13 protein-coding genes are annotated in these 13,925 nt (G+C 42.8%); 9 read left to right on the top strand and 4 right to left on the bottom strand.

Annotated elements, in window-relative coordinates:
• The 6 genes from H6G14_RS06350 (at position 1) to H6G14_RS06325 (ending at position 4,863) form a co-directional block, all read left to right on the top strand.
• Complete coding sequence (locus tag H6G14_RS06350) at positions 1–831, top strand: HEAT repeat domain-containing protein (RefSeq protein ID WP_190566263.1); 831 nt, start codon at positions 1–3, stop codon at positions 829–831.
• Between the two features lie 94 nt (positions 832–925).
• Positions 926–1,528 (top strand): HEAT repeat domain-containing protein, encoded by a 603-nt coding sequence (locus H6G14_RS06345; RefSeq protein ID WP_190566262.1) that lies wholly within the window; start codon positions 926–928, stop codon positions 1,526–1,528.
• A gap of 37 nt (positions 1,529–1,565) precedes the next feature.
• Positions 1,566–2,405 (top strand): phycobilisome rod-core linker polypeptide, encoded by an 840-nt coding sequence (locus H6G14_RS06340; protein ID WP_190566261.1) that lies wholly within the window; start codon positions 1,566–1,568, stop codon positions 2,403–2,405.
• Between the two features lie 92 nt (positions 2,406–2,497).
• A complete protein-coding gene (locus H6G14_RS06335; protein WP_190566260.1) occupies positions 2,498–3,241 on the top strand; it encodes a phycobilisome rod-core linker polypeptide in 744 nt (247 codons plus the stop codon).
• Between the two features lie 38 nt (positions 3,242–3,279).
• The gene (locus H6G14_RS06330; protein ID WP_190566259.1) at positions 3,280–3,993 is read left to right on the top strand and encodes a phycobilisome rod-core linker polypeptide; all 714 of its coding nucleotides are present in this window, start codon (positions 3,280–3,282) and stop codon (positions 3,991–3,993) included.
• A gap of 108 nt (positions 3,994–4,101) precedes the next feature.
• Complete coding sequence (locus tag H6G14_RS06325; RefSeq protein ID WP_010994713.1) at positions 4,102–4,863, top strand: phycobilisome rod-core linker polypeptide; 762 nt, start codon at positions 4,102–4,104, stop codon at positions 4,861–4,863.
• Between the two features lie 169 nt (positions 4,864–5,032).
• Here the strand turns inward: H6G14_RS06325 and H6G14_RS06320 are convergent, their stop codons facing one another.
• On the bottom strand, positions 5,033–5,845 hold the full coding sequence (locus H6G14_RS06320; protein WP_190566258.1) for a class I SAM-dependent methyltransferase: 813 nt from the start codon (positions 5,843–5,845) through the stop codon (positions 5,033–5,035).
• Positions 5,838–6,506: an HD domain-containing protein gene (locus H6G14_RS06315; protein WP_242053362.1), complete on the bottom strand. Its 669-nt coding sequence runs from the start codon at positions 6,504–6,506 to the stop codon at positions 5,838–5,840. The genes H6G14_RS06320 and H6G14_RS06315 overlap by 8 nt, the downstream gene beginning before the upstream one ends.
• Positions 6,507–6,797: 291 nt before the next feature.
• On the opposite strand from H6G14_RS06315, the gene pruA reads away from it, so the two are divergent.
• Both pruA and H6G14_RS06305 read left to right on the top strand, forming a co-directional pair.
• Positions 6,798–9,779 carry an L-glutamate gamma-semialdehyde dehydrogenase gene (gene pruA / locus H6G14_RS06310; RefSeq protein ID WP_190566257.1) on the top strand — a complete coding sequence of 994 codons (2,982 nt, stop codon included), beginning with the start codon at positions 6,798–6,800 and terminating at the stop codon, positions 9,777–9,779.
• A gap of 58 nt (positions 9,780–9,837) precedes the next feature.
• A complete protein-coding gene (locus H6G14_RS06305) occupies positions 9,838–10,275 on the top strand; it encodes a GNAT family N-acetyltransferase (protein ID WP_190566256.1) in 438 nt (145 codons plus the stop codon).
• Positions 10,276–10,473: 198 nt separating this feature from the next.
• Here H6G14_RS06305 and H6G14_RS06300 read toward each other — a convergent pair whose 3' ends face one another.
• A complete protein-coding gene (locus H6G14_RS06300) occupies positions 10,474–12,195 on the bottom strand; it encodes a PAS domain S-box protein (RefSeq protein WP_190566255.1) in 1,722 nt (573 codons plus the stop codon).
• A 444-nt stretch (positions 12,196–12,639) separates the two neighbouring features.
• On the opposite strand from H6G14_RS06300, the gene H6G14_RS06295 reads away from it, so the two are divergent.
• Positions 12,640–13,566 (top strand): cobalamin-binding protein, encoded by a 927-nt coding sequence (locus H6G14_RS06295; protein WP_190566254.1) that lies wholly within the window; start codon positions 12,640–12,642, stop codon positions 13,564–13,566.
• Here the strand turns inward: H6G14_RS06295 and H6G14_RS06290 are convergent.
• Complete coding sequence (locus tag H6G14_RS06290; protein ID WP_190566253.1) at positions 13,561–13,887, bottom strand: protealysin inhibitor emfourin; 327 nt, start codon at positions 13,885–13,887, stop codon at positions 13,561–13,563. The two genes, H6G14_RS06295 and H6G14_RS06290, sit on opposite strands and share 6 nt — an antisense overlap.
• Positions 13,888–13,925 lie beyond the last annotated feature (38 nt).

The raw sequence follows: 13,925 nt of genomic DNA, 5'->3' as shown, positions 1-13,925 counted from the left end.
ATGATAGAATCCAGTGTGGAAGAATTTCCCGCAGAAAACGGGCCACAGCTAACACCAGAACTAGCCATAGCTAATCTGCAATCATCAGACTTAAGTCTCCGCTATTATGCTGCTTGGTGGTTAGGTAAGTATCGGGTGAAGGAAAGTGCTGCTGTTGATGCTTTAATCGCGGCCTTAGAGGATGAAGCCGATAGGACTGAACTTGGTGGTTATCCTTTGCGGCGCAATGCAGCCAGAGCATTAGGGAAATTGGGCGATCGTAAAGCCGTGCCAGGCTTAATTAACTGCTTGGAGTGTCCTGACTTTTACGTGCGTGAAGCAGCTGCCCAATCTTTAGAAATGCTCAAAGATAAAACAGCAGCACCAGCACTCATCAAATTACTTGATGGGGGAGTCGCACAGGCCGTGCAAGTCACAGGGCGACCTCATCTAGTCCAACCCTACGAAGCAGTATTAGAAGCTTTAGGGGCTATTGGTGCTACTGATGCAATTCCTCTGATTCAGCCATTTCTAAAGCATCCAGTCTCACGAGTGCAGTGCGCCGCCGCTAGAGCAATGTATCAACTGACGCAAGAACCAGTATATGGAGAGCTGCTGGTAAAAGTGTTAGAAGGTAACGACCTCAACCTACGACGAGTTGCCTTGGGAGATTTGGGTGCAATTGGATACTTGGCAGCAGCAGAAGCGATCGCTAACGCCAAAGCCGAAAACAGCTTCAAACTCATTGCCCTTAAAGGATTGCTAGAACATCAGATGTCACAAGAGTCAAACGCCCTCTCAATATCTGATCAAGCTATCCGGGTCATGAACCTCATGGATTCATTGTTGTAGTCAATAGTCCGTAGTCCATAGTCCATAGTCCATAGTAGTTGACTATTGACCATTGACTATTGACTGTTGACTATTAACTATTAAATGTTGACTAATGACTGATGAACTAATTAATGGCGTTGCTCTGGCGGATACACCAGAGAAACTGGTAAAAGCAGTACAAGAATTGGCAGCAGCCAAAGATGTAGCTGCAATTCCCACCTTAATAGCTGTGTTTGGTTATAACAACCCAACAGCAGCAGCAATTGCCTCTACTGCCTTAGTGCAGTTAGGAGAAGCAGCAGTCCCCCAGTTACTCACACAAATAGATGACTACAACTATGGCGCACGGGCTTATTCGATTCGCACTCTCGCGGCGATCGCTGATCCCCGTGCTTTAGATGTATTAATCGATGCTGCTGCTACAGACTTTGCTCCCAGTGTCCGCCGGGCTGCGGCTAAAGGATTAGGGAACTTACATTGGCATAAGCTAGAGTTTCCTGACAACCAAACAGCACCCAAAAAAGCTTTGGAAACACTGCTGTTGATTTCTCAAGATGCAGAATGGTCGATTCGTTATGCAGCGATCGTCGGTCTGCAAGGTTTAGTAAACATACCCGATTTACAACAGCCCATCCATACTAGACTCAAAGAAATGCTGGTAACTGATACCGAAAAGGCAGTCCGCGCCCGCATTCTATTGGCTCAAAGTCAATAGTTGAAATTGAGTTTCATAAGAAAAGGTGAAAGTAAAAATGTCAATACCTCTGCTGGAATATGCACCTTCTTCACAAAACCAACGTGTAGAAGGTTACGAAGTACCAAACGAAGATACCCCAACTATTTATCGGTTAGCTGCGGCGATCGATGATGCCGATGTTGATGCCATCATTTGGGCAGGATATCGGCAAATTTTCAGCGAACACCTGATTATTAAAAGCAATCGTCAATCCTTCTTAGAATCTCAACTACGGAACCGGGCAATCAACGTCCGCGATTTTATCCGGGGATTGGGCAAATCAGAAGTTTACCGCACCCAGGTAGCAGACCTCAACTCCAACTACCGTTTAGTTGACATTACCTTAAAGCGGTTTTTGGGACGCGCCGCTTATAACCAAGATGAAGAAATCGCTTGGTCAATTGTCATCGGCACCCAAGGTTTACATGGTTTTATTGATGCTCTGTTAGACAGCGATGAGTATAGAGAAAACTTCGGTGATGACATCGTACCTTACCAACGCCGACGCTATAAAGACAGACCCTTTAACCTAGTTAACCCCAGGTATAACGCATACTGGCGCGATCGCCAAACCCTCAACGCCCTGGGAGGACGTTCCTTCTACAGCGCCCGTACTTCAGGCACTTTAACAAAAGACGATATCCGTCGCGCCATCCCCGCCAACTTCATGGCATTGGCAGGTAAAATCCTCACCCCAGAACGGAACTACCAGCGCACCATCGCTTCCGTCACCTCCCAAATTAAAGATATAAAAATTCCCGACACCAGCCGCGAAGTAACAACCCCCGAAGTCACCGTTAAACCAGTGGCTGTAGCTTTGCCATATCGTTATATCCCTGGTAACAAGACCACTTGAAGCGATAACTGTACAGACGCGATTCATCGCATTTCTAACAATTGTACAGACGCGATTCATCGCGTCTCCAACAACTGACAACTAACCAAATTATGTCAATCCCATTACTTGAATACAAACCCAGTTCTCAAAACCAGCGTGTTCCTGGGTACGAAGTTCCTAACGAAGATACCCCCAGAATTTATCGCATCGAAGATGCCGCCTACGATAGCGAACTCAAAGAACTCATTTGGGCTACTTATCGGCAAGTATTTAGCGAACACGTCATTTTGAAATTCTTCCGCCAAGGCAACCTAGAATCCCAACTAAAGAATCGGGCAATCAGCGTCCGTGACTTCGTGCGGGGTCTAGCAAAATCAGAGGCTTTCAAGACTTTAGTCATCAAGAGTAACTCTAATTACCGCCTTGTAGAATTGGCACTGAAACGCCTTTTGGGTCGTGCGCCTTATAATAAGGATGAAGAAATTGCATGGTCAATCAAGATAGCAACCAATGGTTGGGATGGCTTTGTTGATGCGCTGTTAGATTCGGAAGAATATCAGAGCAACTTTGGTGAGAACATAGTCCCCTACCAACGGCGACGCTACAAAGATAGACCCTTCAATCTAGTCACCCCACGCTACGGCAACTACTGGCGCGATAAGTTGGAAAGTGAGCGCTACATAGAAGGTGATATTAAGAATTTCTTGGAATTAGCTAAATCCATAGAAATTAAGACCGTCACCTTTACACCAGTCAGCACTGCCAATATTCAAATTCCCGATACAACTCGGAACACCACACCAACAGGGATTCCCATCTCCGTAAATCCTAGCGCCAATTTCCCCGTGCGGTAAGTTGCCGACCTACTTCTTTAAAACCGGAGATTTTCACAATGGCATTACCTTTACTGGAATACAAACCCACAACTCAAAATCAACGAGTTCAGAGTTTTGGGACGGCTGATGTCAATGAGGACACCCCTTACATCTACCGTCTAGAATATGCCAACTCTCCTAGTGAAATTGAAGAACTGATTTGGGCTGCCTATCGCCAAGTCTTTAACGAACAAGAAATCCTCAAGTTCAACAGACAAATCGGCTTAGAAACCCAACTCAAAAATCGGTCGATCACAGTTAAGGATTTTATTCGGGGTTTAGCCAAGTCAGAGCGATTTTATCAGCTAGTTGTCACACCTAACAACAACTATCGGCTGGTGGAAATGAGTCTCAAGCGGCTATTAGGACGCTCTCCCTATAACGAAGAAGAAAAAATTGCTTGGTCAATTCAAATTGCCAGCAAAGGTTGGGGAGGATTTGTTGATGCTTTGATTGATAGTACAGAGTATGAACAAGCCTTCGGTGATAATGCCGTACCCTACCAACGCAAAAGGTTGACTACAGACCGACCATTCAGCTTTACACCCCGTTATGGTGCAGATTACCGCGATCGCGCTGGTATCGTTAGACCAGGACGTATAGGCAACTGGAGCAACAGATCCAACCAAAATTATGATGGGATGGCGATATTAGGCGTATTGCTAGCCATCAGCGCCGGATTGACTTTCCTGTTCGTCCTAAATTGGTTGGGAATCAGTTCTAGCTTCTGAACCTAATGCGGGAAAATAAGTAAAGCATGAAGGAGGATTTGAGAAATCAAACCTCTTTCAGTTGATAAAGCTAGCTGTTTAACTTTTTAATAAGGGGAATAACTCAGCATGGCACTGCCATTACTCCAATACAAACCAAGCTCTCAAAATCACCGGGTTACCAGCTTTGGTGCGGCTGATCAAAATGAAGATACACCATACATCTATCGTATAGAAGATGTCAGCTCATACACTGATATTCAAAACATCATTTGGGCTTCCTATCGCCAAGTCTTCAGCGAACATGAAATCCTCAAATTCAACCGCCAAAAAACTCTGGAATCCCAGGTAAAGAACGGTTCTATTTCCGTCAGAGATTTCATTCGTGGTTTAGCTAAGTCTGAAGCCTTCTACCGTTTAGTAGTCTCGGTTAACAACAACTACCGCCTAGTTGACATCACCCTCAAGCGCCTGTTGGGTCGTTCTTCCTACAATAAAGACGAGCAAATTGCTTGGTCTATTGTTATCGGTACCAAAGGTTTTAGCGGTTTTGTTGATGCACTCATCGACAGTGAAGAGTACACCAAGAACTTTGGCGAAAACATCGTACCTTACCAACGCAAACGGATGGAAGGTCGTCCCCATAACTTGGTAACACCACGCTACGGCGAAGACTTCCAAGAAAAAGCAGGTACAGTTCAAACCGACTGGCGCTTTACCTTGGACAAATTCTACAGCCGCAAGTCCCAAGAGAAACAACTGCGCGAAGGCGACCCCCGCAAATTTGCAGATTTGGCTGCGTCAGTTGGTAACCAAGGGAACTACGCTCAAAGAATCTCTGCTTTTGATATTGACTATCTAAATGCAGTGCCAAACCGTAGCAGACGCTAAGATTTAACATCTGAGTGTTGATAATTTGATACTGGGTCTAGTTTTTGCGTTGATGTGACGAAAAGTTAGCAATTTTTCTGTTAGCTAGGTGTGACATTGGGTGGAAGCTAGACCCAGTTGTTTTTAGGGGTGTAGGGGTTTAGGGGTGCGTAAGTTCTAGCTTCGGTTACTATATTTTTTGACCACTGACGAAAAAAGTTAAATTTTCATACCACACACCTTGTTCTGTTGCTTTCGCTTCAATTTCTCGACAATATTCTGCTTGCAACTTTTCCATCTGTTCCGATGACAGATTTAATAAAGGATTTTCTCTAGGGTGGAACCATCCGCCATTCCATCCTTTAGCTTGCTCTAGGCTGCGGTAAAAACCAAGTTGCTGAGTTTTCACCTCAATATTTTCAAAACCAGCCGCCTGCATGAGATGACGACACTTTTCGATAGTTCCTGTTGGTTCATTAATATTAACGAGTAAAATGTCATTTTCTGCACAAGCTTTAATCAGAGTTGGCGCTTCACATGACTCTTCAGAACAGCAAGAAAATCCTACTATTCCACCTTTTTTGAGAAACCGATACCACTTACCTAAAGCACCTGGAATATCTTGGAAATAGACTATGGCTGTAGAACAAAGAATAACATCAAAACTTTCATCTTCAAAATTGATGTATTCGGCATCTGCTGCAATTAATTCGATATTTTGCAAACCTAATTTATTAATCTTCCGTTCCGCTTGAGCAAGCATTCCTGAGGAAAAATCTACGCCAATGACCTTGCCAGTAGAACCAACAATTTCAGCAGCAGCGATCGCTATAATACCCGTCCCCGTCGCCAAATCCAATACTTTTTGTCCAGTTTTTAAGGGAATCAGTTCTAATAAAGGCAGAGCGCGACGAATTGTATAGTCGTTGTCATAACTAGTTCTACTGTCGAAAAAGTTGATTACGTCAGTTTTATATTTTTGCTCGTATTCTCTGTTATCCATAAATCTGATTACTCATTAAATATCTAATTTCTGCTTGTAAATTCGCTCTAGCAGATTCTTCAGCAACTTCATACATTAAAGGTGTGAAATATATACGCTGTCTTTGCAAAAATTTTTCTAACACTCGTGTCCGTCCTTGAACATAATCAATTTCTGACACCCAAGCGTATTCTTGGCGGATGGCGTGAGCATATTCTTGATAATCAACTGGGTGAGTCGCCAAAATTGCCAAATCAGCATCTAATAAAACCTGACTATCAATATCATCAGCTTGGTGATGCTTGGTGCTGAGGATGAGGCGCTTTACTTTGTTTATGCAACTGAGGGGAATACCTAAACTCTGGAGTGCTTCACCAGCATAGTCAGAGCTTTTCTCTTCATTATCTTGAGCCTGAGTATCATAAATTACATCATGAAACCAAGCCGCGAGTTCCACCCCAGGCAAGTCTTGAGTGTAAGTTCCTAAAGTCTGGATTGTCTGGAGGACACAACTAATATGCTTTAGCGTGTGGTAATGGCGATTAGGGGAAGAATAAGCTTGAATTAAGTGGGTAAATACCTGGTTGGCAGATGTCTTGTTCACTGGGAAATTTTGCAGTGTTTGTTGCCATTGGTAATATAAGAAATTTTCTGCTGTCTGCATCAGAGCAATTTCCATCATCGTTATGACTGTTGCAAATTGCAATTTTAAATCGCTTATGGGTGGTGACGATAAAATTGACGAGTCACAATAGAAAACACGGACTTTATATATAAAGTCTTAAAGCGTGTTTGAAAAGTGGCTAGCGGTGATTTTAAGCACTTGTAGATCCCCCCTGACCCCCCTTAAAAAGGGGGGAAAGCTTCTCAAAGTCCCCCTTTTTAAGGGGGATTTAGGGGGATCTAAAATGTTTTGCTACACCAATACAGACTTTTCAAACAACCTCTTAAATTAACTCAGGAGTTCCTATCAGTGGTATTACAAGTACAAACCAGCACCTACGAAGCGAAAACTCAAGAAATTGCTAGACAATTATTAGGAGCAACTCAAGAAAATCGCTCGTTTTTTGCTTCTTTACGTGATCAAATGCGTTGGGATGATAAATTACTGGCTTGGGCGATGAGTAATCCCGGTTTACGGGTGCAATTATTTCGGTTTATTGATACTTTACCCGCATTGCATAGTAAAGCGGAAATTGCTGCACATTTACAAGAATATTTAGGGGATGAATCTGTTGAACTTCCCGCCGCTTTAAAGGGAATGCTCAATTTTGCTAACCCTGATTCTGTACCCGGACAAGTGGCTGCAACTACCGTCTCTACAGCAGTTGAGACTTTAGCTCATAAATATATTTCTGGTGAAAATATTAAACAAGTCATCAAGACAGTTGAACGACTACGTAAAGAGAAAATGGCTTTCACCATTGATTTACTTGGTGAGGCGGTAATTACAGAAACAGAGGCGCAATCTTATCTAGAACGGTATCTCGAATTAATTAGCCAATTAACAGAAGCATCTAAGAGTTGGGGAACTATTGCGGCTATTGATGAAGCAGATGGCGAACAGCTAGCAAAAGTCCAGGTTTCTGTGAAATTAACAGCGTTTTATTCCCAATTTGACCCATTAGATGCTAAAGGTAGTGAGGAGAAAGTTAGCGATCGCATTCGCATTTTATTACGTCGTGCTAAGGAGTTAGGGGCAGCTATCCATTTTGATATGGAACAGTATGCTTATAAAGACTTAACTTTAAATATTTTGCAAAAAATCTTATTAGAAGATGAGTTTCGTCAACGCACAGATATCGGCATGACGATTCAAGCATACCTAAGAGATAGTGAGCAAGACGCGCGAAATGCGATCGCTTGGTTGAAACAGCGCGGTTATCCTTTAACTATTCGCCTGGTAAAAGGGGCATATTGGGATCAGGAAACTATTAAAGCAGCACAAAAACATTGGCCGCAGCCTGTTTTTAACGATAAAGCGGCGACAGATGCCAATTTTGAGGCAATAACTCAGATATTGTTGGAAAATCATCAATATGTATATTCTGCCATTGGTAGTCATAATGTGCGATCGCAAGCTTTAGCTATGGCAATTGCTGAGACTTTGAATGTCCCCCGGCGGCGGTTTGAGATGCAGGTGCTTTACGGGATGGGGGATAAGTTGGCGAAGGCTTTGGTTGATCGGGGTTATCGGGTGAGGGTTTATTGTCCTTATGGTGAGTTATTGCCAGGGATGGCTTACCTGATTCGGCGGTTGTTGGAGAATACGGCGAATAGTTCTTTTTTACGGCAGAATTTGGAGAATCGGCCTGTAGAAGAACTTCTGGCGGCTCCGAGGGTTGATTTGGCTCACGCAAAGGCGCGGAGTCGCAAAGAAGAGAAGGGGTGTTTTGGGGCGGCGGATACGGATTTCGCGGTTGAGGAGGAAAGGAAGGAGGCGGCGCGGGCTTTTGCTGTGGTGCGTGGGGCGTTGGGGCGGAGTTATTTACCTCTGATTAATGGGGAGTATGTGCAGACGGCGGAGGTGATTGATTCTGTTAATCCTTCTAATTTTAGTGAGGTGATTGGTAAGGTTGGACTGATTAGTGTGGAACAGGCGGAACAGGCAATGCAGGCGGCAAAGGCGGCGTTTCCTGGTTGGCGGCGGACTCCGGTGAAGGAACGGGCGGCGATTTTGCGTCGGGCTGGCGATTTGTTGGAGGAGCGTCGGGCGGAATTGTCGGCTTGGATAGTTTTGGAGGTGGGTAAGCCAGTTAAGGAAGCAGATGGCGAGGTTTCGGAGGCGATAGATTTTTGTCGCTATTACGCTGATGAGATGGAACGGCTATACAAAGGTATAAATTATGATGTAGCTGGGGAAACTAATCGTTATATCTACCAGCCACGGGGTATTGTGGTGGTGATTTCTCCTTGGAATTTTCCTCTGGCGATCGCCTGCGGCATGACTGTTGCAGCCTTGGTTACAGGTAATTGTACTTTGCTGAAGCCGGCGGAAACTTCTTCTGTGATTACGGCTAAACTAACGGAAATCTTGGTAGAGGCTGGCATACCTAAAGGTGTCTTTCAATACGTCCCTGGTAAGGGTTCTCAAGTCGGGGCTTACTTGGTAAGTCATCCTGATACTCATCTGATTGCTTTTACAGGTTCTCAGGAAGTTGGTTGTCGGATTTATGCGGAAGCCGCTACCCTAAAACCCCAACAAAGGCACATGAAGCGCGTGATTGCGGAAATGGGCGGGAAGAATGCCATCATTGTGGATGAAAGTGCTGATTTAGACCAAGCTGTTGTTGGGGTAGTACAGTCAGCCTTTGGTTACAGTGGACAAAAATGTTCTGCTTGTTCGCGGGTGGTGGTAGTGGAAGCAATTTATGATGCTTTTATCCATCGGGTGCTGGAAGCGACAAAATCCTTAAATATTGGTGAGGCGGAGTTACCAAGTACCCAAGTCGGCCCGGTGATTGATGCTAATGCTCGCGATCGCATCCGTGAGTATATTGAGAAAGGTAAGGCAGAATCTCAAGTGGTGTTGGAATTAAGCGCACCTACACATGGTTATTTTGTTGGGCCTGTCATCTTTGGGGAAGTTCCCCCTCATGGGACAATAGCCCAGCAAGAAATTTTTGGCCCTGTGTTGGCGGTAATCAAAGCTAAAGATTTTGCCCAAGCCTTAGCCATTGCTAATGATACCGACTACGCTTTGACGGGAGGGCTTTATTCCCGCACACCTTCCCACATTCAACAAGCCCAGGAAGAATTTGAAGTGGGTAACTTATATATCAACCGTAACATTACAGGGGCGATCGTTGCACGACAACCCTTTGGTGGCTTTAAGCTTTCTGGTGTCGGTTCCAAAGCCGGCGGCCCTGATTATCTCTTGCAATTCCTAGAACCACGGACAATTACAGAAAACATTCAGCGCCAAGGTTTTGCACCAATTGAAGGTGCAGATTAAGCTATAAAAATAGGTGGGGCAAATGCCCTACCTGTGTTTATTTATAAATAAATTTGTGATGTCAGATATCATAATTAGAGTTGCGAAATTGCCTGAAGAATTTCCGGTAGTTGCAACAATTAGGAAAATCGTGTTTCAGGAAGAACAAGGAGTAGATACTGCTTTAGAGTTTGATGGTAAAGACGATATTTGTGAGCATTTAATTGCTTACTTAGATGACCAAGCTGTAGGTACTGCCAGACTCAGATATTTAGATGCCAATACTATCAAAATAGAAAGATTAGCTGTTTTATCTATAGCTAGGAGGCAGGGAATCGGTCAGAAAATTATGGAGGAAGCATTAGAATTTATCTCTCATCAAAATGTGCATGAAGTTGTAGTTTATGCCCAAGTATATATAAAATCTTTGTATCAAAAATTAAATTTTATTGAGGTTGGAGAAATATTTGAAGAAGCTGGCATTCCTCATATAGAAATGAGAATGAGCTTATCCTAATAGGAAACTGATTAAGGTGATATGCACCTAAATCAAATACTCTTGCGTCAGGGCTGTCCATAGTCAAGAGTCCAGAGTTAAAGGCTAGCTTGGACTGTGGACTTTGGACTTTTGACAACCTGAGTGCGAAATATACAATTTAAATTCGTAACATCTTATCGCACTATCAATTCCATCTGCACATTGAACTATTCCCCATCAAATTTCTTGATCAGGCAGAAATAAAGTAAATTCACTCCCCACACCCACAGTAGATTTTACCGTCACATCACCACCATGCAACCGTGCTAATTTCCGCGTCAAAGCTAAACCTAAACCAGTGCCTTCATACTGACGATTTAAGCGACTATCTAATTGTTTAAACGGTTCAAACAATAATTGAAAATGACTTGAATCAATGCCAATTCCTGTATCCGAGATTATAAAATTAATCCCTTCAGGAACTTTTTTGACTACTAAAGATACTTCACCTACTGAAGTAAATTTAATTGCATTCGTGAGTAGATTAAGGAGCATTTGCTTAATCCGGCGGTCATCGGCTATGCAAATATGAGCCTCTGGATCAATTTCTTGAGTAAGTTTTAAGCCCTTGGCGATCGCGCGATCGCGTACTGTTAATAAAACATCATTACACACATCTATGACTAGTAGAGGAATTAGGAATAACTCCTCTTTACCTGCTTCCACTTTTGATAAGTCTAAAATATCATTAATCAATGCCAGCAGGTGTTCGCCACTACTGTAAATACAACTTATATATTCTTGTTGTTTTTCATTGAGAGAGCCGACTATTTCTTGTTGTAGTAACTGTGACAATCCCATAATTGCGTTGAGCGGTGTCCGTAGTTCATGACTCATCGTCGCTAAAAATTCACTTTTGGCACGGCTACCAGCTTCGGCTGCTGCTTGGGAAGCACGCAGTTTCATTTCTGTTTGTTTCCGCTCAGTAATATCATCAATAATTGCCAAAAAATATTCTGGTTCGCCAGAAGAACCTGGAATTACAGAAACAGACAACCTAGTCCACACTAACCTACCATCTCGATGCAAAAAAGCTCTTTCGATGTCTAGGTGTGGCTTTTCGTGGTTTTGTTGAGCATCTATACAAATTTCGGTCATAAGTTGCTTGTAACGTTCTACATCTCCCCTTTGCTGGGAAATATAATCTGTAAAACGTTTACCACATAATTCTTCTCGTTGATATCCCAACATTTGGCACAAAGCAGGATTCGCATCCACTATCTGAGCTTTCATATCAACAAGTCCAATACCAATAGATGAAAGTTCAAAAATTGCTCGGAATTGTGCTTCGCTCTTTCGTAGTGCTTCCTGAGCAATATTACGCTCTCTTGTCTCCATTGCTAAAGAGACAAAATCAGCGATTGAGCCTGCAAAATTTTCTTCATCTACAGTCCATTGGCGTAATTCACCACAGTGTTCATGAAACACTACTCCGACTAAACGACCACCTACCCAAATGGGAGCATCAAGCAAAGAAACAACTCCAGCGACAGATAGATAAGTTGCGGATAACTCCTGAGTTCTTTTATCGTTAATGGCATCATATACGGCAATGCTGCGCTCTTCTTCCAATGTTTGGAAGTAAACTGGATAACTCTCCTTTAATAGAGACTGGCCAGAACTATGAATTTGCTGGCTGACATCATATAAATCAATACACTCAATGGCTGAAGCATCTTGGTTGTATAACCACACGCTAACTCGTGCCACTAAAAGTGTCTGAGCAGCAGCTTCTGTGATTTCTTGTAACACAGCATTGAGAGGCCCTTGCTGGAATGTTTTGCTCCTTGCCAATTGCACTAGGGTCTGATTTTGTTTGCGGCGCACGCTTTCTGTGATTCGCATACCCTCTTGATTTGCCTGGCTTGCTGTAATATCTTTAACCACTACCACCTGCATGTGTTTTTCCTGGAAAGAAATCACTTTGCCTTGCAGTTCTTGAAATAAAATAGAACTGTTTTTGTAGATACAATTACGAGATAAGGTTTTACATATCTGGAAAGTTTTTTTTCCTTAAAGTTGATAATTTCTCAGATGAAAAATTGAACAAAATTTTGCATCATCTGTTCCGCAATTTCATCATTCATAACTATAATCGCCACAATGGGAGTAAGCGATCATACGGAAGCAAAAAATTTAAAGTTTTTATAACTTGATCATAATAAATTTAACATAAGTAAATTTATTACTGAGGTAGCTATGGCAATTCCAACAAAGTGCGTGATGTTTGCGATTTTATTATTTTGATTTTTGCCACAGAATCTACCCTGAAGAAAGATACCCCAGAAGTAGAAGTCTGTAACAATTGAATTAAGAACACAGATGCTGTTGTAGAGGTGTCTAATGGAAAATAGTAGTGCGAGAATTGTATCTCTGATTCCTAGTGCAACAGAGATTTTAGCAAACTTGGGGTTGAGTGATGCTATTGTTGGGCGATCGCATGAATGTGATTATCCCCCAGAAATCCAAAATCGTCCAATTTGTACGCAAGCACGGTTGAATAGTCATGCTACAAGCAGCGAGATTCATCATGAAGTAAATAATTTACTGCAATCTGCGCTGAGTATTTATCAGGTGAAATTAGAGGTTTTGGAGCAATTACAACCTACCCATATTTTGACCCAAGACCAGTGTGATGTCTGTGCCGTTAGCCTTAAAGATGTAGAAAAAGCAGTTAAAGAACTTACCCAAAGTTCTCCCCAAATCATTTCATTACAACCTAATCTGCTTGAGGATGTATGGCGGGATATTGAGCGCGTGGCTCGTATCTTTGGTGTAGACTCAGTAAAAATATTAGATAATTTAGAAGCCCGTGTCAAAATTTGCCAACAAAAAATTCAGGGGCTTTCTTTAGAAGAAGTACCCACAGTGGCTTGTATCGAGTGGACAGACCCACTTATGGCCGCAGCGAATTGGATTCCTGAATTAGTCAACTTAGCCGGGGGACAAACACTATTTTCCCTTGTAGGTCAGCCTGCCCCGCATTTGGAATGGGACAATCTATTAGTTAGTAATCCAGATATTATAATTTTCATGCCTTGTGGCTTTAACCTACAACGAACTCGTCAAGAAGCCCTATTATTCACTCAAAAGCCAGAATGGAAAAAACTCCACGCCAGCCAAACTGGTAGAGTTTACATCACAGATGGTAATTCCTACTTCAACCGTCCAGGCCCCCGACTGGTAGATTCTCTAGAGATATTGTCCGAGATTTTACACCCAGAAATTTTTGATTATGGTTACAAGGGTACTGCTTGGGAACCTTTATAAAGAAGCTGCTTGATTTAGCCATTCAATCAGCATTTTTAAGCTATGAGGTAATGCTGCTTCGTTAACAATTATAGTGTGCGTTTTACCATTATCTTCTAAAGTTATCTGATACTGAAAGCGATCGCCTCCGGTGGGGTTTAGCCCGTAGTTGACGGTGGGTGGAACGCCATCACTTGGAAGTGTAGGTATGTGAAATAAATTTGCTGCTGTTACCAGTCGGGACAGTTCCTCGGCCTGCTGCTGGGGTAATTGACTTGTATCGATATTAATTTTTTTACTAATCCCGGCAAAGCCGCCTGTGCGTTCCAATAATACCCGCATTTAATCAGACCGGAAGATGATATTTCACCTTCCAGTTT

Source organism: Nostoc parmelioides FACHB-3921, assembly GCF_014696625.1.
Classification (GTDB): Bacteria; Cyanobacteriota; Cyanobacteriia; order Cyanobacteriales; family Nostocaceae; genus Trichormus; species Trichormus parmelioides.
Note: the sequence above shows the minus strand (reverse complement) of the source record. Positions and strands in the feature narration are given on the sequence as shown.

What these genes read in the sequence shown, in the direction of transcription:
- H6G14_RS06350 (WP_190566263.1), top strand. Translation starts at nt 1, where the DNA reads ATGATAGAATCCAGTGTGGAAGAATTTCCCGCAGAAAACGGGCCACAG.
- H6G14_RS06345 (WP_190566262.1), top strand. Translation starts at nt 926, where the DNA reads ATGACTGATGAACTAATTAATGGCGTTGCTCTGGCGGATACACCAGAG.
- H6G14_RS06340 (WP_190566261.1), top strand. Translation starts at nt 1,566, where the DNA reads ATGTCAATACCTCTGCTGGAATATGCACCTTCTTCACAAAACCAACGT.
- H6G14_RS06335 (WP_190566260.1), top strand. Translation starts at nt 2,498, where the DNA reads ATGTCAATCCCATTACTTGAATACAAACCCAGTTCTCAAAACCAGCGT.
- H6G14_RS06330 (WP_190566259.1), top strand. Translation starts at nt 3,280, where the DNA reads ATGGCATTACCTTTACTGGAATACAAACCCACAACTCAAAATCAACGA.
- H6G14_RS06325 (WP_010994713.1), top strand. Translation starts at nt 4,102, where the DNA reads ATGGCACTGCCATTACTCCAATACAAACCAAGCTCTCAAAATCACCGG.
- H6G14_RS06320 (WP_190566258.1), bottom strand. Translation starts at nt 5,845, where the DNA reads ATGGATAACAGAGAATACGAGCAAAAATATAAAACTGACGTAATCAAC.
- H6G14_RS06315 (WP_242053362.1), bottom strand. Translation starts at nt 6,506, where the DNA reads ATGATGGAAATTGCTCTGATGCAGACAGCAGAAAATTTCTTATATTAC.
- H6G14_RS06305 (WP_190566256.1), top strand. Translation starts at nt 9,838, where the DNA reads ATGTCAGATATCATAATTAGAGTTGCGAAATTGCCTGAAGAATTTCCG.
- H6G14_RS06300 (WP_190566255.1), bottom strand. Translation starts at nt 12,195, where the DNA reads ATGCAGGTGGTAGTGGTTAAAGATATTACAGCAAGCCAGGCAAATCAA.
- H6G14_RS06295 (WP_190566254.1), top strand. Translation starts at nt 12,640, where the DNA reads ATGGAAAATAGTAGTGCGAGAATTGTATCTCTGATTCCTAGTGCAACA.
- H6G14_RS06290 (WP_190566253.1), bottom strand. Translation starts at nt 13,887, where the DNA reads ATGCGGGTATTATTGGAACGCACAGGCGGCTTTGCCGGGATTAGTAAA.